Origin of the sequence: uncultured Anaerobiospirillum sp., from assembly GCF_902485895.1 — a bacterium.
GTDB classification, from domain to species: domain Bacteria; phylum Pseudomonadota; class Gammaproteobacteria; order Enterobacterales; family Succinivibrionaceae; genus Anaerobiospirillum; species Anaerobiospirillum succiniciproducens.
Genome location: NZ_CABTML010000106.1, coordinates 1 through 25,062, shown reverse-complemented (window position 1 = coordinate 25,062; position 25,062 = coordinate 1). Strand labels below are relative to the sequence as shown.

18 protein-coding genes and 1 pseudogene are annotated in these 25,062 nt (G+C 43.6%); 5 read left to right on the top strand and 14 right to left on the bottom strand.

Annotated features, from left to right (window positions below):
- Positions 1-130: 130 nt before the first annotated feature.
- The 5 genes from serA to RDO37_RS08635 all read right to left on the bottom strand — a co-directional run bounded on the left by serA (position 131) and on the right by RDO37_RS08635 (position 6,025).
- A complete protein-coding gene (gene serA, locus RDO37_RS08655; RefSeq protein ID WP_308498797.1) occupies positions 131-1,363 on the bottom strand; it encodes a phosphoglycerate dehydrogenase in 1,233 nt (410 codons plus the stop codon).
- Positions 1,364-2,035: 672 nt separating this feature from the next.
- Positions 2,036-3,142: a 3-deoxy-7-phosphoheptulonate synthase AroG gene (gene aroG / locus RDO37_RS08650; RefSeq protein ID WP_084281723.1), complete on the bottom strand. Its 1,107-nt coding sequence runs from the start codon at positions 3,140-3,142 to the stop codon at positions 2,036-2,038.
- Positions 3,143-3,160: 18 nt separating this feature from the next.
- Positions 3,161-3,286 carry a hypothetical protein gene (locus RDO37_RS08645; RefSeq protein ID WP_308498796.1) on the bottom strand — a complete coding sequence of 42 codons (126 nt, stop codon included), beginning with the start codon at positions 3,284-3,286 and terminating at the stop codon, positions 3,161-3,163.
- A 1,031-nt stretch (positions 3,287-4,317) separates the two neighbouring features.
- Positions 4,318-4,806 carry a GNAT family N-acetyltransferase gene (locus tag RDO37_RS08640; protein ID WP_027939904.1) on the bottom strand — a complete coding sequence of 163 codons (489 nt, stop codon included), beginning with the start codon at positions 4,804-4,806 and terminating at the stop codon, positions 4,318-4,320.
- 406 nt (positions 4,807-5,212) lie between these two features.
- Positions 5,213-6,025 carry an exodeoxyribonuclease III gene (locus RDO37_RS08635; RefSeq protein WP_027939905.1) on the bottom strand — a complete coding sequence of 271 codons (813 nt, stop codon included), beginning with the start codon at positions 6,023-6,025 and terminating at the stop codon, positions 5,213-5,215.
- 451 nt (positions 6,026-6,476) lie between these two features.
- Here RDO37_RS08635 and ybaK point away from each other — a divergent pair, with 451 nt between their 5' ends.
- From ybaK to pfkA, 4 genes are all read left to right on the top strand, one after another.
- Complete coding sequence (ybaK, locus tag RDO37_RS08630) at positions 6,477-6,953, top strand: Cys-tRNA(Pro) deacylase (protein ID WP_308498795.1); 477 nt, start codon at positions 6,477-6,479, stop codon at positions 6,951-6,953.
- Between the two features lie 436 nt (positions 6,954-7,389).
- A complete protein-coding gene (locus tag RDO37_RS08625; protein ID WP_027939907.1) occupies positions 7,390-7,608 on the top strand; it encodes a Nif11 family protein in 219 nt (72 codons plus the stop codon).
- Positions 7,609-8,367: 759 nt separating this feature from the next.
- On the top strand, positions 8,368-9,132 hold the full coding sequence (gene tpiA, locus RDO37_RS08620) for a triose-phosphate isomerase (protein ID WP_308498794.1): 765 nt from the start codon (positions 8,368-8,370) through the stop codon (positions 9,130-9,132).
- Positions 9,133-9,799: 667 nt separating this feature from the next.
- Positions 9,800-10,765, top strand: coding sequence for a 6-phosphofructokinase (gene pfkA, locus RDO37_RS08615; protein ID WP_273326682.1), 966 nt, complete (start codon positions 9,800-9,802; stop codon positions 10,763-10,765).
- A 403-nt stretch (positions 10,766-11,168) separates the two neighbouring features.
- Here pfkA and RDO37_RS08610 read toward each other — a convergent pair whose 3' ends face one another.
- The 9 genes and pseudogenes from RDO37_RS08610 to fabB form a co-directional block, all read right to left on the bottom strand.
- Complete coding sequence (locus RDO37_RS08610) at positions 11,169-11,423, bottom strand: flagellin (protein ID WP_308498805.1); 255 nt, start codon at positions 11,421-11,423, stop codon at positions 11,169-11,171.
- Positions 11,424-11,729: 306 nt separating this feature from the next.
- Positions 11,730-12,113, bottom strand: a pseudogene (locus RDO37_RS08605) (flagellin); the annotation flags it as partial.
- A gap of 382 nt (positions 12,114-12,495) precedes the next feature.
- Positions 12,496-14,202, bottom strand: a complete 1,707-nt coding sequence (locus tag RDO37_RS08600; RefSeq protein WP_308498793.1) for an IS110 family transposase — start codon at positions 14,200-14,202, stop codon at positions 12,496-12,498.
- 544 nt (positions 14,203-14,746) lie between these two features.
- Positions 14,747-15,685, bottom strand: a complete 939-nt coding sequence (locus RDO37_RS08595) for a flagellin (protein WP_281710499.1) — start codon at positions 15,683-15,685, stop codon at positions 14,747-14,749.
- Between the two features lie 487 nt (positions 15,686-16,172).
- Positions 16,173-16,913, bottom strand: coding sequence for a copper homeostasis protein CutC (locus RDO37_RS08590; RefSeq protein WP_308498792.1), 741 nt, complete (start codon positions 16,911-16,913; stop codon positions 16,173-16,175).
- 230 nt (positions 16,914-17,143) lie between these two features.
- Positions 17,144-18,100, bottom strand: coding sequence for a D-2-hydroxyacid dehydrogenase (locus RDO37_RS08585; RefSeq protein WP_303073785.1), 957 nt, complete (start codon positions 18,098-18,100; stop codon positions 17,144-17,146).
- Between the two features lie 326 nt (positions 18,101-18,426).
- The gene (locus RDO37_RS08580) at positions 18,427-18,927 is read right to left on the bottom strand and encodes a hypothetical protein (RefSeq protein ID WP_027939915.1); all 501 of its coding nucleotides are present in this window, start codon (positions 18,925-18,927) and stop codon (positions 18,427-18,429) included.
- Between the two features lie 60 nt (positions 18,928-18,987).
- Positions 18,988-20,079 carry a pseudouridine synthase gene (locus tag RDO37_RS08575; protein WP_308498791.1) on the bottom strand — a complete coding sequence of 364 codons (1,092 nt, stop codon included), beginning with the start codon at positions 20,077-20,079 and terminating at the stop codon, positions 18,988-18,990.
- Between the two features lie 509 nt (positions 20,080-20,588).
- On the bottom strand, positions 20,589-21,803 hold the full coding sequence (gene fabB, locus RDO37_RS08570; protein WP_308498804.1) for a beta-ketoacyl-ACP synthase I: 1,215 nt from the start codon (positions 21,801-21,803) through the stop codon (positions 20,589-20,591).
- Positions 21,804-23,347: 1,544 nt separating this feature from the next.
- Between fabB and RDO37_RS08565 the strand changes: the two genes are divergently transcribed.
- Positions 23,348-24,067: a formate/nitrite transporter family protein gene (locus tag RDO37_RS08565; protein ID WP_308498790.1), complete on the top strand. Its 720-nt coding sequence runs from the start codon at positions 23,348-23,350 to the stop codon at positions 24,065-24,067.
- Positions 24,068-25,062 lie beyond the last annotated feature (995 nt).

The following is a 25,062-nucleotide window of genomic DNA, read 5'->3' as shown; positions in this document are numbered from 1 at the left end:
ACATGACAGTGTCAAAAGCGCTCATCACATCTTCACATACAGGCAAGTGAATGAGAATAGTCATACACATGGTTTGTTTTTAACTGATGGCGCTTGAAAACCGTCACTCTCTTAAACTAATCAGCTAAGATTAGTAGAGGATACGGCACTTTAAAGTACCTGGAATCTGCTTAAGTAATGGAACGATGGCCTCTGGTTCGTTAGAGTTGATGTCCATTACTACATAGCCCACATCACCTGAAGTCTGCAAGTACTGTGCCGCAAGGTTGATATCCTTGGATGCAAAGACCTCGTTGATCTTCTGCATGATACCTGGGGTGTTCTTGTGAACGTGGAGTAAACGTGAGACGCTCTCGCGCTTAGCTGGCAGGGATACCTCTGGGAAGTTTACTGCAGTTAAGGTTGAGCCATTGTCACTGTATAAAGCGAGCTTCTGAGCAACCTCAATACCGATGTTACGCTGAGCTTCCTCAGTAGCAGCACCAATGTGAGGAGTTAAGATTACATTGTCAAACTCACGCATTGGAGAGACAAACTCGTCGTTGTTTGATGCAGGCTCAACTGGGTGAACGTCTAAAGCAGCACCAGCAACCTTCTTGGATCTTAAAGCATCAGCTAAAGCATCAATATCAACAACAGTACCACGTGAGGCGTTAACAAAGAAGACACCGTCTTTCATCTTAGCAAAGGCAGCAGCATCAATCATATTCTTGGTGTCATCGGTCTCTGGTACATGCAGAGTAACGATGTCAGCCTTCTCGTAGAGCTCATCTAAGCTATTAACCTGCTGAGCATTGCCTAAAACTAACTTGTTCTCAATATCGAAGAAGATAACCTTGAGACCTAAGCTCTCTGCAATGATGCCTACCTGAGTACCAATGTGACCGTAGCCAATAATACCTAAGGTCTTACCACGTGCCTCATAACAGCCATGAGCTACCTTATTCCAACCACCACGGTGTAAAAGGGCATTACGTGCAGGAACGTCGCGCAGTAACTGTAAGTATTCACCAGTTACTAACTCAGCAACAGAACGAGTGTTGGAGTATGGAGCATTGAAAACTGGGATACCCATCTGAGCGGCAGCTTCAAGATCAACTTGATTAGTACCGATACAGAAACAACCAACGCCTACTAAACGGCTTGCGTGCTCTAAAACTTCACGAGTAAGCTGAGTACGAGAACGAATACCAAGGAAGTGAACCTTCTCGATCTTGTCGAGTAACTCTTGGCCATCATAGGCCTTCTTATCATACTCAACGTTGGTGTAGCCTGCCTGATGCAGAACATCAACCGCACTTGGATCGACACCCTCTAAAAGTAGGATTTTGATCTTGTCTTTGTCCAGTGATAATGCGTGCATATTTTCCTCTCTCGACCTTAACTGAAGTCTAAGCATTGCTTAGCTCCAAGATAAAGCGATGTGATGAGTTAAAGCGCTACCAAAGCAGGTCACTGCGCTTCGAAGCTAAAAGAAAACGGGTTGTAAAGGCATCCTAATTAGGATGTCTGCATTTTAACGCAAAGTACATTGCAATGCGCCATCTAGTGCAAAAAAGCTTGCAAGCAAGCTCTCGTATCAAGCAATATCTTAATCTAATCCCTCACAAACTTTAGACACCGTCAAACTATGGTCATTGACCATGATCTTATGGCAAATGAGCACCTTAGCTACGCTGCACTAATAACTGAGTTACTGAGCGCACTACACGAGTAACTAAGCTACTGCGCTTTGCTACATGAATAACTGAGCTACTGCGCTTCGCTACTCGAGTAACTGAGCTACTGAGCAACTGAGCGCACTACACGAGCCTGTATCGTAAAAATAGTAAGGACATGCAATATCTAACAGCTATGTCTAGCTCATGCACGTAATAGTTTAGTTTCGGTGTTGTGGGGGAGTTTAGTTTGGCAGTATTATCGATGTGTAAACCAAGCACTGCACAAACTGAGAGTTTTGCTACCACCACTGCCTTGTAATTGAACATACGACAGTGGAGGTGCTAGAGGAGGTAAGACTTGTCGAGTATATCGATTAAGCCTTATTGTTACGACGGGCAATTACTGCGTCGTTGAGCTGCTTTAACATGATCTCGGTATCTTCCCAACCTACGCAAGCGTCGGTGATGGACTGGCCGTAATTAAGCTTAGAATTGTCATCGCAGAGATCTTGACGACCTTCTACTAAGTGACTTTCGATCATGATGCCGAAAATGCTGTGTGAACCTGAAGCGATCTGATTGCAAACATCGGTGCAAACATCTAACTGCTTCTTGAACTGCTTTAAGCTGTTAGAGTGTGAGAAGTCAATCATGACGCGCTCTGGGAGCTTAGCCTTGCCAAGCATAGAGCATGCGTCAGCAACTGCCTCAGCTTGGAAGTTAGGAGTCTTACCACCACGTAAAATAATGTGGCAATCCTCGTTACCACGAGTATGAGCAATAGCTACATGACCCATCTTAGTAACAGTCATGAAGGTGTGCTCATGCTGAGCAGCGACCACTGCATCAACAGCAATCTTAGCAGAACCGTCAGTAGCGTTCTTAAAGCCAATTGGGCAAGACATACCTGAGGCAAGCTCACGGTGAATTTGGGACTCGGTAGTACGTGCACCCACAGCAGCCCAAGAGATGAGCTCATCGATGTACTGTGGAGAGATCATGTCCAAGAACTCAGTAGCTGCAGGCATACCGATAGCGTTGACATCAACTAAGAGCTTACGAGCGATACGCAGGCCGTTGTTAATGTCGTATGAACCATCCATGTTAGGGTCATTAATAAGGCCCTTCCAACCTACAGTGGTGCGTGGCTTCTCAAAGTATACACGCATGATAACTTCGAGCTGATCCTTGTACTTTTCACGCAGTGGCAGTAAGCGCTGAGCGTATTCCATGGCAGCCTTGGTGTCATGGATAGAGCATGGACCGGTGATAACTACTAAACGGTCATCAAGACCCTGCATTGCGTTGTGAATGGCTTGACGGGTCTGAAGTACTAAGCTGTCGGCAGCTGGAGTGGTCGGAAACTTTTCGATAATGGCCACTGGAGGGAGCAGAGGTAACACGTTGTTAATCCTTGTGTCCACAATACCGTCGCGGAATAATGGCGGCTGTGGGATCATTGGTTCGTTAATCAGGTTCATAGAAACCACCTTTTTTTCTTACTTGTTGGTGTAGGTTAGGTAGTAATAGTAGAAGCGAACTGCAACAGTTGAGAGGATTGATAACGCTGTGGTAAATCGCTCAAAGAGCTTACCGATCTTCGGTAATACTTGAATTACATTCATATCAATTGCTGGTCTATGTTCATAAGCTCATGCCTACTTACAAGACCTTTCCTTTGTTTCTGTTGTTGAATAACAAGCGCACGCGCTTGCAGTTCGGTCTAAACACTATGCCACCGTCAATATTTCTATAACGCGAAGAACGTGTGACCTAAAAAATACTAAGCTAAGCACTTAACAAGGCGGTAAACAAAACAACCGACATTAAATAAAGATAATGTGGCATATAAGTTTTGCTTGAGAACCTTGCATCAAGAGATGCACACGAGATTAACAAGAGCTATCCCCGAAGCAGAACGAATCGGCCCCCATCAGCCTTAAAAATCGTCAGTGCTAATCGCTTAATACTCTTTGCGTGCCGTATTTATGGCACAGGCCAAAGTGTTACAAGTGACCAATTAATAATCTAAGACAAGCTCAGATTCGTGTCTGACATTGTATGGAGTGATCTAATTAGTTACAAGCACACTACAGTATAGATAAGGCTTTACAGGTCAATTTGCTCACATTTGAAGCAAGTCAGATGCTATGCCCCATATATACGCACCATATTGGCGCGCTTGTACATCATCCTACTTTACACGCCATTTGGCAAATGGCTTTGACTGAAAACCATCATATTCTGACATCCTCTTTACACTGAAGACGCCCCCAAAAAGAAGCTCACCCCGCAAAAACCTAAGCCCACCATGAAACTCCACTCCAACTTATATAAAAGCTCACTAACAGATCCCATCACAGCAAGATATAGCCTGACAACAATGGCGCGTACTTCAAAGCATACAAAAGTAAAGGACGTATCCGAAGAGTTGAGTTAGCCAAGATCAAAAACAGCGCCCACACCCTACCTAAGATCTTAAGACTGGCCATAAATCCAAGATCAAAAAAGGGCAACGATCAAAGCAAGGCTGTCTTTCCTGAGGCAAAAATAAGACGGGGTAGATCTTTAGTGAAAACCAAAGCACTACCCCGTCTGTGATGAATAGTTGAGGAAAGTAAGAAGAAAACTTTCAAGGACGAGCCTTGTTAACAGGCTATACCTCGAGATCAGCTAAGCCTTGTAAAGAGTCGCCTGTGAAACGATAAGTTGTCCAATCATCCATAATGGTTGGGTTGTACTTCTTATAAAACTCGATGGCATTGGTATTCCAATCTAAGCAATCAAGTTCTAAACGGCCGCACTTACGCTCAATAGCAATGCTAGCTAATACATGCAGTAAAAACTTACCATAGCCAAGCTTACGGTACTCTGGGATTACGAACAGATCCTCAAGATGAATACCACCCTTGCCAAGGAAAGTAGAGAAGTTGTGATAGAACAGAGCAAAGCCAACTTCGTTGCCTGATGAATCTAACGCAAAAACTACTTCTGCAGTTTTGCGAGCAAATAACCAGTCCTCAAGCAACTCAGGTGTGGCAGTAACCTCAGACTCAAGATGCTCAAAGTGAGCTAGATCTTTAATGAATTTGATGATGAGCGGAATGTCAGCACGCTCTGCAAAACGATAATTCTTAGTTGCCATTTGTAACTCCTTTGTTCTTGAGATCAAATGTACATTTGTCTCGCCTCATGACAGTGAAGAGCAAGCTTAAAAAAGCCTAGCCATTTACACCCAAAGCCCATAAACACTATCACGCACCTTTAATCATACGCCCGCCACAAACTCTAGGCTTACTTGAGTTTAGTTGGTTGTCAAAAATGAGATTGAAATCATACAAAAGCCATGTCAGAGCTAGCTACAGCATAACTTGCCGACACTTTAAATGCTCTAAAAACAACAAAGGCACAGCCGCTACACCATGAACAGCTATGCCTTTGTAGAACCTAAACCAAACTACTACCCACAGCGCCCAATAAAAATCAATCGGGCCAATAAAGCTGCAAAATCAAGCTATTAAGCTAAAGGTAGAGTCTTAGTTTTTGCTTGTTTAGATGTCTAAAGTTAATGTAACTGGGCAGTGATCAGAGCCAAATACATCCTTTTCGATAGTGGCATCTTTGATGTTGTCCTTGAGCTCTTCTGAGACGAAGAAGTAATCGATTCTCCATCCTACGTTCTTCTCACGAGCACGCATCTTATATGACCACCATGAGTACATCTCTTCAACATTGCCGTGAACATGACGGAAGGTGTCAATGTAGCCGGCCTGAGTGAACTTATCTAAGAAGTCACGCTCAATCTGTAAGAAGCCAGTATTGTATACATTGGTCTTAGGACGGGCTAAGTCGATAGCCTGGTGAGCAATATTAAAGTCACCACAAACAACAATTGGCTTAGTCTTACGCAATTCCTGAGCATACTTAAAGAAGCTGTCAAAGAAGCCCATCTTATATGGAACGCGCTTAAACTCGCCCTTAATTGGCTTACCATTCTCGTCTAAGACTTCACCACCGCCATTTGGGAAATAGCCATTGAAGAAGTGGAACTTCTCAAACTCTAAGTGAACAATACGACCTTCACCTTGGAAAGCCTCTTCAGGGAGCTCTAACTCTACGCTCTTAGGTTCGATCTTAGAGAAAACAGCAGTACCTGAGTAACCCTTCTTAACTACTGATGAGCAGAAGTATGAGTGATAGCCTGGCTTATTAACGATCTCTTCAGGAATCTGCTTTTGCTCAGCCTTAGTCTCCTGAAAACCAATAACATCGTACTTATCCTCGGCAAACCAATTGAGCCAAGCCTCTTTTTGAGCTACAGCACGGATGCCGTTTACATTCCAGGATGCAAGCTTAATTTCCATTAGTGCAAAATTCCCTACTCTACCAAATCATCTAACGCTAGCAAGCAATGCCCAAGCACTAGCCTATACGAGAGCTAGGCTAAAAAAGCACCAAGGCTTAATAGCTGCCAGTCAAACCATCATAATAACCGACCTTGTTATCTTGGCACAAACAAACATGACTCTTATGCAAAATTTAGTCGGACAAACCATAGCGCTCGCCTCTCCCTCATTGCAAAACAAAGCATGGCAAGCCAAGCTAGTCTAAGCAAAGACATGCCAAGATAAGCCAGCCTAAGCAAAAACATGTCAATCCAAGCCACACTAAGACATACTATTTTTCATAGTAAAAAAGCTTCAAAGCCACAATCACATACGCTCCACGCAAATTTTTTAGCATGAAGTCATCATCAAACTATGCAAGTGGTATGATGCCAAAAGTGCAGAGCCTATATGCTCTAAGGAGGTTGAGATGAAGACACCTGCATTGGACTTTTTGGCCAAGAACAAGGCTAGCTACAAGGTTTATGAATACGAAGCTGATACCCACGACTTTGGTAAGCATGCGGCCCATGCTCTCAACATGGACGAGAACAAAGTTTTCAAAACTATCATCCTCAACCACGATAAGACATACGTTACCTGCATTGTGCCGGTCAGTGGCCGTATATCTTTAAAAACAGCAGCCCGTGCCGTTAAGCTCAAGGAATTACAAACAGTAGATCCTGCTACTGCGCAAAGAGTTACTGGCTATGTTGTTGGCGGCATTAGTCCCTTTGGACAAAAACGCCACTCCATTACCATTCTCGATGAGTCAGCACTCAATCAAGAGGAGATATTGGTATCTGCAGGCAAACGTGGCATGTCTGTGGGCATGAAACCTCAAGATATTGCCTCGCTACTTGATGCAGTCATTGCTGATGTAGTCGAAAAGACCTCTCACGACTAAAGACCCAAGAGATAGCAAAGATATTCCCTTAGCCACATGTACAAGCTAAGCTAAGCTAACCGTGCAAGCACATGTGCAATAGCCATCATGCAAATGATAACAAGGCTAGCCTAGCAATACACTCTTGAACTGTTCTTGCCACAGCGGCATGGCTTTGTTGCAACAAAACTTACTAAGCGGCAATAAGACACATTCAATGATGCTAATGTCTTTGATAGGTAGATACATACTAAGAAAAATTTCTTGCTGCACAATCAAGCAACAAACAGCATATACATGCGGCTTAGCGATATCAATGTACCTGCAATTGATTGAGACTTGATCACGTTATTGTAGATTTTAGCTATCTTGGGTATAAGCTTTGCGTGTATGCTAACTAACAAGTCAGTGAATAACTGACCAAAAGAATCTTGCCTAGTACAAATGGAGATGACTTATGGCAGTCGAAAACATCATCAACTTCTTCAACGCATTAGACACCAACGAAGCTCTGAACTATGAGTTCTCTGCTATTCCAGCTTGTGACACCTTCAAAGAGCAGCTCGTTAAGTTAGCTTCTAAGTACCACTACGACTTCACCTTAGAAGAGCTCAACGAAGTTGCTGAGGCTGCTAAGCGTCTAGCTGACGGCGAAGAGGCTAAGGACGCTGAATAAGTCCATCTCAAACAAAAGCATTACTGCATGCAAATCGCTCATCAGTGAGTGCTTTTGATCGAGCATTTTAAGCAAAGCTAAACTCAAGCATCAAAGCTAAGTTTGGCTTTGTTTGTTTTTGCGGCCCCCAAATAATCAAAAGCAATCTACATAGCACTACAAAAACGAGTTGTACAACCACGACCTACCTCAGTGCACATCCCTCTTTATCACCATTGTCACTTAAGCAATTTTTCCTGCCACAACTTAAACATATCCCTCAGTGCTGCACTAAAGAGTCTTTAACGCAAGATAGCGAGCAACTGCCTCACACCGCTATAGCACATCTATTCAAATAGCCTATCAAATGCAGATTTTTGCACCGACCACCACGATTGAATAGATAACCTAAACTCCTATTTCATAGAAACTCAAATGATCATATTTTTATGACAATTATCTCGTGCTAAATTGGCCTCTAAATGCACTTGTACGTCAAATTATTTGCACAGCTAATGCGCGTCTTTTGCAAAATAAGATCTAGATTGCAAAAGCTTGCACAGCTGCAAATTGGCTTTCTACCGACGTTCATAAGCCTTATGCGCTTAACACTAGCTCAATGCATTCAGATAGCACTTGCAATGACATGCTAAAACTTATCAAAATGCTGTATCATAACTATCATTAATTCGCTGAGTGCAAAGCTTTTATGCTTAAGCTGCATCGTACTAGTCGCAGGCGCTTAACGATGATTCGTACATTTTGATTTGGAGACCGATCATGAGAACACCTCTTGTAATGGGCAACTGGAAGCTCAATGGTACCAAGGAGTCCGTTACTGCTTTGGTTAATGCTTTAAAGGAGCCAGCAAACAAGGCTGCAGGCATGGCTGAAGTTGCAGTATGTGCCCCTGCCGTTTTCATTGGCATGGTAGAGCAGTTATCTGCTGGTTCTAAGCTTGCCTACGGTTCAGAAGATTGCGATATCCACACCTCTGGCGCTTACACTGGTGAAAACTCTCCTGTAATGTTACGTGAGTTCGGCTGCACCTACGCTATCGTTGGTCACTCCGAGCGTCGTGACTACCACAAGGAGTCAAACGAGTACGTCGCTCAGAAGTATCAGGCAGCTCAGCAGAACGGCCTTATCCCTGTTCTTTGCGTTGGAGAGTCCGAAGCTCAGTTCGACGCCGGTCAGACTATGGACGTTGTTCGCGATGAGTTAAAGGCTGTTATCGACCTTTGCGGCATCGATTCTTTCAAGAACGCAGTTATCGCTTACGAGCCAATCTGGGCTATCGGTACCGGTAAGACTGCTACCCCTGAGATTGCTCAGAAGGTTCACGCTGACATCCGCGCTTACTTAGCAGAGTTCTCTAAGGAAGTTGCTGACGGCGTACGTATCCTCTACGGTGGTTCTTGCAACGCTAAGACTGCTCCAGAGTTATTTGCTCAGGCTGATATCGACGGCGGTCTCGTTGGTGGTGCCTCTCTGAAGGCTCCTGACTTCACTGCTATCATTGAGGCAGCTGTTGCTAACGCCTAATAGCGTTAAATAGCTTTAATGAGGGTGGCAAGCAAAGCCTTCACTTTTAAAAGTCGAGTTTTCTTGCCATCTTCTTATTAAGTAAGGGGCTGTATGCTCTTGTTAGCATCAAGATCACGCTCCTTACTTAACAAGATATCAACTCATAACTAAGAGTAGATTACGCCATGCAAGTATGTACATGTATTACATCTGAACAAGCTAGCGCGATCATGCTTAATATTAGTTATCAGTGCTTATCTTTATTAGCGTTTAAACCATTGTTACAAGATAATTTTAAGAGCTAGGCAACCGTCAGCTCTTTTTTCGTATCTAAAAAATACTGTGTGATCAGTATCACATTGATTCGCAAAGATGTACAATGGTAGGTAAACCAAGCTACTTTAAGTAACTGCTTACAAATTCTCTAAGCAGCCACTTAGCAGCTTTAAGATGAGTCGATCTTGCAGATGCAATAGCGTCTACAAGGTAATTAGCTTGAATGCATTAAGGTATACCCAAAATCATTCAGGATGTTTGTTTTACTAAGGCACTCTTGCATTAGCATGCAAATCCTTAGTCGATAATTTGCTGTAGCAGGGCTTTGTTACGGTGAATTATGAGTGTGATTGCGACTTATCTTACCCACGAGTTCTTTTTTGCTTTTGTCCGGCTCGGGAAACAAAACATGGCTATTAAAAAGATTGGTATTTTAACCTCCGGTGGTGACGCTCCTGGTATGAACGCTGCAGTTCGTGCTGTTGTACGTACCGCTTTAGATTACGGCTACGAGTGCTGTGGTATCCTTGATGGTTACTTAGGCCTTCACGAGGGTAACATCATCCCATTAGAGCGCGTCAGCGTATCTAACCTGCTCAACCGTGGTGGTACTTTCTTAGGTACTGCTCGCTTCCCTCAGTTCAAAGAAGAGCACATCCGTAAAGAGTGCGTTGAGGTAATGAAAGAGCACGGTATTGATGCTTTAGTAGTTGTTGGCGGTGACGGTTCTTACATGGGTGCAAAGCTCATCTCTGAGCTCGGTTTCCCATGCATCGGTCTTCCTGGCACTATCGATAACGATATTGCCGGTACCGATACCACTATCGGCTTTGATACTGCTCTTAACACTGCTGTTATTTGTATCGACCGTTTACGTGACACCTGCTCTTCCCACAAGCGTATCGCTGTAGTTGAGGTTATGGGTCGTCACTGTGGTGACTTAGCTGTTTCTGCAGCTATCTCCTGCGGTGTGGAAGCTGTTTTAGTTCCAGAGAAGCCATGGGATAAAGAGACTGTTTACTCCTCAATCGAGAAGTCCATTGCTGCTGGTAAGCGTCACGCTATCTTAGTTGTTTGCGAGAACCAGACTGACGTTCACGCAATGGCTAAGGAGCTTGAGGATCGTACCGGTCTTGAGACCCGTGCTACCGTTATCGGTCACATCCAGCGTGGTGGCGTTCCATCAGCTGCTGACCGTGTATTAGCCTCTCGTATGGGTGCTTACGCTGTTGAGCTTCTGCACCAAGGCCACTCCGGCCGCTGCATCGGTATTCAGCGTGGCGAGCTCGTACACCACGACATTATCGAGTGTATTGAGCACATGAAGCATAAGTTCCGTGATGATCAGTATGAATTAGCAGAGGCTTTAAGCTAGTTTATTGGCCCTGTAGGACTTGTAGAGCTGTTGCTCACAAAGCAAATCGGGAGGCTTTCGCCTCCCTTTTGCTTTTCTACCCACAAAAAAAATCTCAAGCCATCTAAAAAAATCTCACGCCCCTCCAGCGAAGCACTCTTCTCAAAACAAGACAATCGACAAGGCCATTAGAAAAAGCCACCATCTTAAACGCTCGTATAACGCAATATGCGCCTCATACAGCCACATCATTAAGAAAAAAGCATCAGCCCACGCCAATCAAAACAGACGTCTCTAATAGCACTCTACGCTCGTCTATGCACCTCACAGCACATACACAACAAATTAAGCTGCCCAAAATAAGAAAAGGCAGCCACCAAGGACTGCCTTCTCAAAAAACTTAGTGAATCCTCACTCTAAGCTATTAGCCAAGTAAGCTTAAGCCAAGCTGAGGACGGGTATTAGCCTGCATCAGCATAGAAGCAGCTGCCTGCTGAATGATGGACTGCTGTGACAGGTTTGCAGACTCTTCAGCAAAATCAGCATCGCGAATACGGCTACGAGCATCAGCCTCATTAGCTGCAACGTTTGACTGGTTGCGGATAGAGCTCTCAAGACGATTCTGGATGGCACCTAAATCGGCACGCATGCCATCAACCTTAGCAATTGCGCTATCCATAAGGGAGATTACATCACCAAGGTATGCACCTTGAGCACCTGCAGCAGGTGGGGTTGTGCTAATTTTATCCCATTGAATGCTAATAACACCGTTGTCGCTCTTAAAGAACTTATCAGCACCATCGAATAAGTTAGCATTGCCTGCTAACTTAGAGAACATAACAGACTGAACAGTAAAGGAGATGGTGTCGCCCTTATTTGAACCAACCTGCAAAGTCATAGTTCCATCTGGACCAGCCTTTGTCTTATCACCACCGTTTTGGGCAGCTTTACCGAAGAGTGAAGACTCATCAGCACTTTGGCCATTTAATACTGTCTTACCAGCAAAAGTGGTTTGAGTGGCGATACGATTTACTTCGTTTGCTAAGGAAACGATCTCTTTACCTATTGCAGTACGGTCTTCACTAGTGTTAGTGCCGTTAGTAGCCTGAACGGTCAGGGTACGAATCTTCTGGAGCATGCCAGAGATCTCATCCATACCTGCTTCGATGGTCTGAGCTAATGCAATACCATCTGCAGCGTTACGGTTACCCTGGTTGAGTCCATTAATCTGGGATGTTAAACGGTCAGCGATCTGAAGGCCTGCAGCGTCATCTTTTGCGCTGTTAATACGCATACCGCTTGATAAACGCTGATATGTAGTAGTCAGTGAGTTCTGAACATTGCCTAAGTAGCGCTGGCCCTGAAGAGCTGAGTAGTTTGTATATTATGTAACCCCCTGCTTTTTTTCTCGGGAAAGGTCGTATTTATGCCGTTCAGTATTTTGGGATGTCTTAAAGTATCTAGAATATAGCAGCATGCTGATTCGGAATTATACTGACATATTGGCATGCAATGTATGGTATTGAGTAAAAAGAGAGAATTAATTCGCATCAAAACTAAGTTTGGGCGTTGATATCAAAAAGTAGGTAGCGCGAATATTGCTGTTTGCTTAGGTTGGCTCGACAAATTTATCGAAGAATGCGATATATATCAGGGATCGTTAGTGGGGAATAGGCTTTTATACAGGCGAAAAAAAACGAAGGTAGTTAAACCCCATATTGCGGCAGGTGCAATAGATGTTGTAAAGTTAGTTAAAGGTCCGGATGTGAGTCTGTAGATAGCTCATCAAATTCTGATAACAGAACTGTGCTCTGACTATCTTTAGCATCGCTCTTCTTTAGCAAAGGAGCTGCTGAAGCGATTTGTGACTCTACATGGCTAAGAATACATTTCGAACTGATCTTCTTAGCTCCATCTACAAATACTTTAAACAAACTCAGATTCGGATCTATGCAGAATGATTCGCCGTCGCTTGTAATTTGAGTGGCGTGTAGCCCATTTGCTGGCTCTGCCTTGACAGCTTGTTTTGGCGGATTAATCGGTTTGGCAGTAGACTTTGTTAAAAGGATAGTGTCTCCAGTATTGGAGTTAGACAACTTAAACTCTGTATTGAAACCTACCTCAGAAAGGCTTCTTGTTGCTTTCAATGCACGAGCCACGCGTTGTTTGGCAAGGGAACCAACACCACTATCAGCAAACTCTGTGTTATCGCGAACCATTGCAAACATGATTCGTATAATGCGATGACCAGTAGCAACAACAGCTTTGTTGTGACCACAACGTTCCTTAAGAGCTTGGAATTTCTCGAAAAAACCACCTGTTTTCATTCGGCTGATAGCATTTCCAGCCTGAACAAGCTGTGTGCGAAGATACTTATTACCTTTAGTGGTTCGTGAAAGGCGATTTTTTCCCGCTGACATCATATTTCCAGGTGCTAAGCCAATCCATGCTGCCAGTCTGCGCGGACTTTCAAATGAACTCCAATCAGAGCCTAGTTCACTAACAACAGTTCTGGCAATTACATGACTTACGCCAGGAATTGTCTCTAACCTATACATGAGATCACGGTGAGGCGCAAGCAACACCTCAAGCTGTTCCTCTGTATCAGCAATCTGTTGATCTAGAAATTTGCCGATATTACCAAGGCGTCTGATTGCACTCATGATATTTGGATCATTGTTAACAATCTGAACAGCCTCAAAGATCTCATCAGTACTTTTCTTGATCTTCTTGCAGTTTTCCTCAATGAAGTTGTACAGCTCAGTACCGTCCATGCCAGAAAGAATTGCTCCTAAAACTTTCTGTGCAGAAACGCCAGTTAACTTACTGAATACCTGTTTTAAATGAGCTCCAGCAGTTACTAGTACCTTATGCATGCGATTAGTAGTACGTTGTCTGTCATGAACTAGCTGTGTAAGTTGACGGCTTAGCAATTTAGTCGTTCTAACCTTTCTATTTGGAATGAAAGACTTATTAAAAGAAGCAACTCTAGCCACGACAGCAAGTCTTGCCGCGTCAATCTGATCAGTCTTTTTACCTTTGATTGCTTTAACGTCTCTTGGATTTACAACCACAGTGATATCGCTAAGGCCATTATCTTCCAGTAAATCATAAAAGCTGAACCAGTAAACGCCCGTAGACTCCATGAGGATAATCTCTGGATTCAAAGACTTAATCCAGTCGATAAGTTCATTTAGATCCTTCTTAGTAGTTCCACTCTCAAATTTCTCTTCATATACTTGTCCAGTTAATGGATCAGCTTTCTGATATACACAAACCATTAGGGCTTCGTGCACATCTACACCGATAGATGAATTATGGACAAATGCATTAGAGGAAGAATTTGATGACTTACTACTATTCAAATCGCGTGTATTTACATCTTGAAGCTTGGTCCCCTTATCACCAGACTCAGATGGCAATACATTACGATCAGAATTGATAGTGCATGTATGCATTACATTTAGCCTTCATCAAAATTTAGATATGTACAAAGATAGCAGGCTAAACATGGTCATTACGATAAAAGAATCGCTACAGGTCTTCCTGTACGTTCGGGTTTATTATACGGATTTATGAAATGCCTGTTTATGGTTCGAAAATAGACCATGTTCCTTAATTTTTACTCGAGCTTTTAGCATCTAATACCAACACAAGGTACCAACGCCTGCTAACTAAGAACAGTATTAGCAGAAAAGTGGATTTGTGTAAATGTTGAAAGAATGATAAGAAGGACAATGGGCGGGAAGGAAATAAGGGGATGTAAAGCCTAGGAAAACTGATAGCTATAAGTGATCCTAGGCTGTTAAGATAGAGACTACGAAAACAGCATAAAAAGCTGTGCACAGCAGTAATTTGTTAATACCTGCCAAAGTGGGACAGCACGGCCCCGGGTTTCATACGTGTTGGTGTCCACTTAAATTGCCATCAGGGGGCAGCGGCCGGCCGCGCGTTTTGGTCATGGGATATTTACATATACTGCCATTTTTGTAGCTCCTCAGATTAACCTAATAGGCTCAGACCGAGCTGTGGACGAGTGTTAGCCTGCATCAGCATGGAAGCGGCTGCCTGCTGAATGATGGACTGCTGAGATAAGTTTGCAGACTCTTCTGCAAAGTCAGCATCACGAATACGTGAGCGGGCATCAGCCTCATTGGCTGCAACGTTAGACTGGTTGCGGATAGAGCTCTCAAGACGGTTCTGGATCGCGCCCAAATCGGCTCGCTTAGCATCGACATCGGCAATCATTTTATCCATCAGAGCTATAGTGAGTGCTGCACCAGAAGCTACGGATAAGCCAAAAGTAACAGCGCTGTTCTGAATCTTGATAACACCGTCATCATTAGTCTTCTTAAAACCAGTGCTGTCAGCTCGGCTACCAATTTTTGAGAACTGCATGTTATCAATGGAGAACTTAATTACGTCGCCCTTGTTGGATCCTACTTGCAGAGTGATATTACCTGCTTTACCTTTATCATTAGCTTGGGCTTTAGAAAAGATAGTTAAATCATTTTCTTGTTGTCCATTAAGAACAAGCTTGCCACCGTAGGTTGTTTGTTTAGCAATACGGCTGATTTCATTAGCTAAAGCGGTAGCTTCTTTTGAGAGTGCTGCTTTGTCTTCGCCAGTATTTGTTCCATTTGCTGCTTGCACTGCAAGGGTACGGATCTTCTGGAGCATGCCAGAAATTTCATCCATACCTGACTCAACTGTCTGGGCAAGGGCGATACCATCAGATGCATTACGGTTGCCCTGGTTGAGGCCGTTAATCTGGGAGGTTAAACGATCGGCGATCTGGAGGCCGGCAGCATCGTCTTTAGCGCTGTTAATACGCATACCGCTTGATAAACGCTGATATGTAGTAGTCAGTGAGTTCTGGACATTGCCGAGGTAGCGCTGGCCCTGAAGGGCTGAATAATTGGTGTTTACATATACTGCCATGGTCTATCTCCTAAATCTAATTATGCTCGCTACACAATCAAACAGGTGATAGTGGCCTGTTTTGCAAGAGCATGTTTATGATCTGAGGTACTTCATAGCGAAGAGACCTCAAAGATCTCAAGCTATCGCGAGAAAGCGTTGCTTCTCTGCTTACTTTTTCGATATGACCGCGCAAAGCACAACATACAAAGCCTCGTAAATTGTTTTGTAGCCTCTACCTTCGGAACATAATGCTATTCCTATAGATACACCAAACAATTTAACAAAAAGCATACATAAGTCATTTTGCTTTCTATTATGTGAGATCCTCTATGGTTTTCATAATTTGTTAGGTAGCATTTGGCGCACAAGCCAAATATGAAACGATCCTATTTCAGTCAATTAGCCGTGCTATAACTAGATACACTAGACAAGTATTTAAGCATTGCATATATGAGATTTGTCGACAGTGACTGTAAGTGTAGATGTCAATATCTACTATGAAACACTAACCGTTGATGGCTTGCATGGTTGCTCTGATCTCAGAGAGATTGGTGCATGGGTTGGAGTACTCGTCTGCACCTGGTATACCCATGTGCACGCACGGGTTGGTGAAGACCATTTGGGATTTAACCACGTCTTTTGCAGAGAAGTGGAATTGCTCAATCTTGGTAGTATTGGCGATCTCAGCGATATTAGTCTTGTTAACACCGGCTGCAGCAATATAGATAGGATGATTAGGCTCGGCATTAAGCTCTCTGAGCTTAGCCATGCCCTTATGAGCAGATGCTTCACCACCTGATGTGAGGATGTAATCAACGTGGTAGCTGTGGAGTAGCTTTGCAGCGGCATTCAGATCTGCACACATATCAAAAGCACGGTGGAAGGTTACAGTCATGCCTTGTGCTCTAGTAACAGCTTCTTTGATGAAGCTTTCATTAATGGTGCCATCAGCGTTCAAGGCTCCAATAACTACACCTTTAGCGCCTAAAACTTTGGCCTGCTCAATGTCTTGCAGCATCATCTCTAAGTCATCTTCATCGTACAAAAAGTCGCCACCGCGTGAGCGAATCAAGACATTCACAGCTAAAGCATCACCGCCTATCTCAACTGCTCGCTTAATCAGCGCATAAGATGGAGTTAGACCACCCTCAGTTAGACCTGAGCACAGCTCCACACGATCAGCGCCCGCCTCTAAAGCAGCGTTAACTCCTTGCAAAGAGGTTACGCAAATTTCGAACTTAGCCATAGTATGCCCTCAATAATTACTCACTAAGTTAATCATAGCAAAGCAAGTTAGGCATAGATCGTTTAGTGCAAACTGAAAGTTCTAAGAGCAAGTACTCTGCATTTTTGGAGCTTATAAAACGCACAAGGCCCGAGTATAAAACTCGGGCCTTGTGTATGGCAGTTTAAGTTACTGCCATGAGAAGCTTGGCTCATCGTGTAGATACGATGCACTCTTTGCCTTATCGTGGATTAGACGATACGGCGTAAGGACTCACCCTTGTGGAAAGCCTCAAGGTTCTCGCCAAACTGCTTAACTAAAGCGATTAAGCAATCGTGAGACATCCAGGCCTGGTGAGGGGTTAATAAGAAGTTATCGTTCTTCTGCAGCTGAACATATGGGTGATCTGAGGTTAAAGGTTCTACAGATGCAACGTCAGCAGCTGCACCAGCGATATCGCCGTTTAAAACAGCCTTAACTAAGTCCTGCTCATTTACTACACCACCACGTGCGTTGTTAATGATGATGACGCTCTTCTTCATGGTAGCGATTTCTTTTGCAGTAATGAGGTTCTCAGTGTCTGCATTGAGAGGGCAGTTAACGGTTAAGAAGTCTGCCTGAGCAATAGCCTCAGCAAAAGCAGTGTAGCCTGGACGAACAGCGCTAGCATTACGACGCTCTGCCTTGATAACGTTCATACCAAATGCCTTAGCGATCTCACCAATACGTGAGCCAATAGAGCCTGAACCACAAATAGTTAAGGTACGGCCCTTAAGATCAACGATTGGGTATGGTAGCTGGCAGAAGCAGTTAGCGTTAACCCACAGGCCATCTTCCATCTTCTTACGGGTCTTAATCATGGAGCGGGAGAGCATTAACATCATAGTGATAGCGTGCTCTGCAACAGAATCAGTGCTGTAACCCTGAATGTTTGCTACACCAATACCGTGCTCTTTGCAGTAGTCGATATCAATGTTGTTATAGCCAGTTGCTAACTCAGCAATGAACTTAAGCTTAGGGCACTGAGCTAAAACCTCAGCGGTAAGCTTGCTCTTGTTGGTCACAATGATGGTAGCATCCTTAACGCGCTCAACTAACTCCTCAGGAGCAGTAGTTTCATAGGAAATCCACTCGTGCTCAAATGATGGGCGTGGGAGTGGGTACTCTGAAGGAATAGCAATGGCATCAGTGTGAACAATCTTTTCCATGACAAAATCCAATAAATAAAAATGAAACAGACAACCTTGTATTAATCATGGGAGAAAGTACTATGCCTAGTACCTTGTGTACAAAGACCATGATAAAGGTGATTTGTAAGATTTTAGCATCTAGCAAAAAGTAAAAGCGGGGCATAGCGCTCGATTTTGACTAATACATGATTTATTGCCGAGATAATATAGCAATACTTGTCTGTGAGTCTTGTTGGTTTTGCCTAAAAACAGATGAGGCTACATCAATAAGATGCAGCCTCATCATAAGCCTTAGGATTTAGGCAGCATGAGCTGCCTTGAGTCACGCTATAAAACAGACTTCATTATTTGATACTTACGTTATCTACTTTCTGTTGGCTAGTCTTAATGGCCTCTTCAAGTAAACGAGCGTGCATAGCAGTGATGCTTAAGATGAGCTCGTCAGTCTGAGCAATGCCTTTGTCATTGGCATTTGGATTAAGGGTAGTGAAGACTACACGCATCTCATCATAGTAGTAAAGGTAAGCATCGTGAGCACGCTTTACTGAGAGGTGGCAAGCATTTGGATCGTAGTAAGTATCGCAAGCCTTTAAAGCGGCGCTGTAGTTGCTCTCAGCTAAGTTATTGAGGTTCTCCTGAGCCATAGCAGTACAGTCAATCTTAGCATCAGGAGTCTTTGCTAAAGATAAGCACTGCTTAATGCTCTTATCAGTCTCTGAAAATACAGGAATAGTCACGTCAGACTTGTCAGCAACAACGTTAGAAGCAGCTAAAGCGTTGCTTGAAAAAGTAGTAATTGCTAAAGCCATACACATGGCAACTGAACTTTTAAAATACTTGCTCATAATAAGTACCTTTTACGTACATGAATGTAGTTCTACACGGCTGCGTGGGTCGCCTGACTGTTAATAAATGCGAAGATCGCCGTTTTCGTCTAAATCGTCAAAGTCGCCTGCCTCATCTTCAAAGACCTCATCGTCATCAAAGACTTCAGCATCCTCAAAATCCTCTTTAGTATCTAAGTGAGTTTGATGGGCGTCCTGAGTGCTAGAGATAGCTGCAGTTGCAAGTGCGTCAGTATCGCTAGCTGCAGCACCTTGCTTGTTAAACTTAAATGAGTCTGGCTGGAAGATAACTTTAGAGCGCTCTAAAGAGCTCTTGTACTCTTTAAGTAAGTTCACAAGCTCTTCAACGCTAAACTCTGATTTTTCAAAGAGCTTCTTTTGATCCTCTACATCTAAAGCAACATAGTCACCTAAGTTAAGCTCACTTGACAGGGTTAAAGAGCCAACTGCAACACGCACTAAGTCCTGCACTTCACAGCCGACTACCTCAAAGAGGCGCTTAACCTCATGATAGCGTCCTTCAGTTAGCTGAACCGCAGCCCAATGTTCGCCCGCACAATCAAGATCGCTAGTATCAAGAAGAGTTAAAGTTGCAGCCTGATAGCGCTTTTTCTCCTCAGGGTGCTTAATACCTGAGGCAAAAGCCTTAATAGCACTTTCTGGAACAGCTTTATCTAAACGTGCTAGATAGACTTTGGAGACTTCTTTTTTAGGAGAGGTAATCTCATGGTTAAGATCGCCATCATCAGTAACGATCAGCAGACCAGTAGTGTCGATATCAAGACGACCAGCGCTATGTAACTTCTCTAAATTAAGCTCATTTCTAAACAAAGAAGTAACAATGGCGTGGTTCTTATCGCGATCAGCGCAAACGTAGTTATACGGTTTATTGAGCAAGAAGACGCGCTTTTTAAACGCATCAGATGCTCTGACGAGTTCAACATCACCATCGTCATCAGGCAAGGAATCATTAAATCCAGCGATCACGATGACTGAGTGCACGCAAATCTTGGCAGCTGAATCAGTAATGACCTCATCATCAACGGTTACATCGCCATTCTTAATTAGCTTGGACACATTAGAACGGGACATACCAGTAAGATGGGAGACAACCTTATCTAAACGCTGAACTTCTTTGCCTGCTTTGGCCACATTGGACTCCTATACATAAATCATCATCTAGGCATTTCAAATAAAAGACGTGCTCATATGGCGATGTTTCTCTACTGATTGCAAAGCACTTTAGAGAAATGCCTAGGCACTTTCTATATTCTTTGTATCTGAATGCTTAGAAAGTGAAACTGTCATAACTGAATAATGGATTATGGCACAACCTAGCGTCAAGAAATCACAACCTGTAAATAAAAACATACAAAGCTAATATTGTGTCTTCAAAACTCTGAAAAGATGTCAGTCAACACGGATAAGACTTGCTGTGCTGTGCTTTATGGTGGGCTGAGTCGCTATGATTGATGATGGGCTTTATGGTGAGCTTGGCAGCTACGATTGATGATGGGATTTACTGAGGGGCTTATGAATTGCAGCGTTTGGAGGTAAAAACAACAAAGGCAAATCCATTGTGGCTTTCATGCCTTGGATTTGCCTTTGGGGCTATTAGGCTCGATTAATTGAGCCTAGAGCTTAATGGTGTTTTTGCTTGATTAAGCGCCGTACTTACGCATTACGAGAGTTGCGTTAGTACCGCCGAAGCCGAAGCTATTTGACATAACAGTCTTCAGATCAGCCTGACGAGTCTCAGTTACAATATCAAATGGCTTAGCGTGCTCATCCATCTCAGTGATGTTGATAGAAGGAGCAATGAAGCCATTTTCTAACATGAGTAAGCTGTATATAGCCTCGTTAACACCAGCTGCGCCTAAAGCGTGACCAGTCATGGACTTAGTTGAGGAGATTGGAGGGCACTTCTCGCCAAATACGTTGCGGATTGCCTCTAATTCCTTGTTGTCACCTAAAACAGTTGAGGTGCCGTGGGTGTTGATGTAGTCGATTGGACCTTCAACGCCATTCATAGCCATCTTCATGCAACGGAAAGCGCCTTCGCCTGATGGAGCCACCATGTCAGCACCGTCAGAAGTAGCACCAAAGCCAACAATCTCGGCAATGATGTTAGCGCCACGAGCCTTAGCATGCTCTTCTTCTTCGATTACCACGATACCGCCACCAGCACCGATAACGAAGCCATCACGATGAGCATCGTATGGACGTGATGCAGTTGCTGGGTTGTCATTGTAAGCGGTGGACAGAGCACCCATTGCGTCGAATAAAGAGGCAATAGTCCAGTCAGCAGCTTCACCACCACCGGCGAAGATAATGTCGTGACGACCTAAAGCGATCTCATCACAAGCAGCCTGGATACAGTGAGCTGAAGATGCACAGGCAGAGCTAATGGTGAATGATGCGCCCTTAATCTTAAATGGAGTTGCCAGACAGGCTGAGGTGGTTGAGCTCATGGTCTTGGTAACAGCATAAGGGCCAATACGCTTTACGCCCTTGTCGCGCAGGATATCAGCTGACTCAACAGTAGTACGAGTAGAACCACCGCCAGAGCCTACGATAAGACCAGTACGAACGTTAGACACATCAGACTCTTGCAGACCTGCGTGCTCAATTGCTTCTTTCATAGCAATGTAAGAGTAGGCAGCAGCCTCGCCCATGAAGCGCAGATCGCGACGATCAATGTAGTCCTTGAAGTCCACGTTGACCATGCCTGCAACTTGTGAGCGCATGCCCATAGCTGCAAACTCTTCTTCTCTGACGATACCTGAGCGGCCTTGCTTCAAGGACTCAAGTACGGCGGTCTTTCCCACACCAATGCCGGAAATAATTCCGTAGCCTGTAATAACTGCTTTACGCAATGCCATCTGGTTTTCTCCCGGAAGACGATCCTTATAGAATTCTTGTGTATTGTAGCTGCATGGCTAGTGTATCGATACTAAAAGCTTATGTTTAAGGCAAAAGGAGCAAAGTACAGCCATCTGTACAAACATAAGTTTTAACTATCAGCATTGGTTAAAAGCGTCTTAAACGGTCATTAGACCATTTTCGTAGCCGCTTTTATAGCCATACTTTTCCTGACAAAGCAAAGATCAGGAAACATCAGCTACTTACAGCTCAAAGATAAACACCCAAGCAACTGATGAGCAAGTCAACTTTTAGCCAAAATCTCTTTTTGTGAAGTTATTTTTGCCACATTGAGACCTTATAAATCACTTTATAAAGCACTATCCCAACTTAATCATTGGGGCAAAAAACTTTGGCTAAAACTTCTAGCAGCCAAGATAAAAACATCTTAGCCACAACTGCGTTTAAATGATATCACAGCGCTAATTGCCCATTTACGTGCCTAGTATTCCTAATATACCAAGCAAAACAGCATTCAACTTATCTAGCTATCCTTAACCTCAATGGTCTTAGCTAAAGGAGCAAGCTGTTGCACTTAAGCTTTAAGAACACCACAAGCATGTACTGACTAAAGATTCAGCATGCTCGCTCAAGCTTTATATGAGTCATAGAAGCTGATGAATGTCATCTCGCAACTTTCTAATTATACGATGCACATTTATAAAAATGATGACTCTGATTGTATTTCTGTAGCATAACTCGCAACAATTGAAAGTGCTTTAGTTAGCAAAGATGCGCTATCTCATAGATCATCACAGCTGCAATACTTATAAACAATTGGCTTATTTATCGGCATTAAATGCCAAAAACACTCAAGTATCATGTAAATACAAGGGAGTCTCATCTACATAAAGTTATATGAGTTTATGAGTTTGCTAAACCACCAACTTTTATTGGTTGTTGTGCCATTGCTAAGCACCATGATTGAGCCTAATCCTTTACCAAAGCGCCTACTTTAGAGTTACAGACATATACACATAGCCATAAGCTCTTGCTGTTTATAAAAAAAGCACCTGCCACTAATGCCACTAAGAGATAGAAAACTACTCCTAAATACACCCAAAGCCTATCTCAACCCCAAAAAATCATCGTATTTACGCAAGAGTATGCGCAATTACTTGCAGCTTAATTAGCTTAGGCATACTCAAATGAGCTCTAGCAAAATACATGAAGTTGCTAAAAATTTGCAACAAGTTTTGCTACAATGGCCGCCGCTCTTTTCACAAGCACAAGCAAACCTAACTTAGGTTCATATAAAAGCTTGGTGGTGAGCAAATGAACAGACGCGACAGTTTAATGGTGCGGCATGACGGGCAACTAACCTAAAGCCTATAGTCTTAGTCGTATCAGCTATACAGTCATGTTGCCTCAAAACTTGTATTTGAGGGATGTAAGGCTGGCAGAGCATTAATCTTTTGCTGCAGCTTTTACTAACTAGTCTCTGTCGTGAATTGCGCTTCTATTGTCTCTTGTCATTTAGTACTTGTTAGCTATGTTAATGCAATCTACTTTCTATCAGTTTACCGTCAAGTCTTTACTCGCTGGTGTTCTTATTGGCCTTGGCTGTGTTATCTACGTGGCATCACCAATTAACTACGTAGGTTCCTTCCTCTTCTCTTTAGGCCTGCTCACCATCATGGTAAAGGGCTTATATCTGTACACTGGTAAGGTTGGCGACTGGAACGTCAGCTCCACTTTCCGCCTCATCTATATGTTTGTACTCAATGGCATGGCCTGTGGTGCAACAACCTACCTCTTCTCCCTTACTCGCATCGACTTAAGCCACATCCATGATGTTGTAGAGCACAAGTTAGGCGATCCATCTATGCTCTCATCCTTTATCCTGGCAATCGGATGTGGCGCAATGATGCATATTGCCTACTCTGGCTTTAACAAAGGTAAGCATCCTTTATATGTCATCATGCCAGTTATGTTCTTTATGCTCGCTGGCTTTGAGCACAGCGTTGCAAACTGTGGCTTCTTTGCAATGGCACAAGTTGACATGAGCTTAACTGACTGGACTCGTCTTGCTCTAATTGTTCTGGGCAATGGCGTAGGCTCTTGGGTATTTACCAAGTTCTTACATGATCCAGATGCTCACGGTGTTCCACCTTGCTTTGGTAGCGATGAAGAGCTCCACCACATCAAGCAGTCATTAGCTGACCATGCTTCTGGAACATTATCTAGCGACAAGCGCGAAGTAGCTAAGCGCATCTAAACACGCCACTCCCTAAACTATCGGTGTAAAAATCTAATCCAAGCCCAAAAGTGGCCCGGGGCGCTCTACCAACCTAGAGCGCCCCATTTTTTTTCAAACCAACCGTCCTAGCACGCATCATCTGCCAGCACCAGCATCGGATGCACAGCTCTATCTGCCAGCACCAGCCTCAGATACACTGCTCTATCTGCCAGCACCAGCCTCAGATACACTGCTCAATCTGCACGCAACATCAACAGACGCACAACGCTATCTGCCTGAACAGTCTCTCTCATAGCAATTAACAGCCACTCATCAAAATATTCACGATTTGAGCGCCTTTACTCACATGGCATAGAACATTGCCAGTGCCCTGCCATTAGCTCAACTGTAAAGGTGCAAAATACTGCCTGCATCAACCAAAGCCAAAGCTCTCATGCATAAACTGAAACTATCTACAACTGCGGTAACGATTCATACGCTGCTTGGGCAAGTGCAGGATGAGAGCAATAATTGTTGTGCTTAGTTTATTGAGTCTTCAAAATGTCTTACGCAAGTTTATGCCTATTAAAGGTAATACAAGTAAATGACAAGGCTTTGCGCATAGTTTGAGTGGATAGCGGCGCAATTACGGATTTACTAGGCTTTAGTGGGGGCCTGTATTAAGCGCGTATCATGCATTAAGTTATGCGTTGAGGGGCATATAAAACGCGGTTGCGGCACTTGCAATTTGCTTAACTTTTGGTCAAACATGCTGAAAATCAAGTTTGATAGTGTATAATAGCCCCGGCTTTTTGGCGTTCAGGCCCACTTAGAGCTGTTATTTATGAGCTTTTAACAAATAGGCGTAATTCTCCACCTATAACTTCAAGAGTTTAGGTGGCGATGTAAGCCTAAATATTTCTAAGATTAATATCATTAGAAAAGTATTCAAAAATGCTTCTGTAAAGAAGCTATTTGATAGCGGCTGCGTGTTTCAGCCGATATGGGTAACTTGTTAACCGTATGAGATTTGG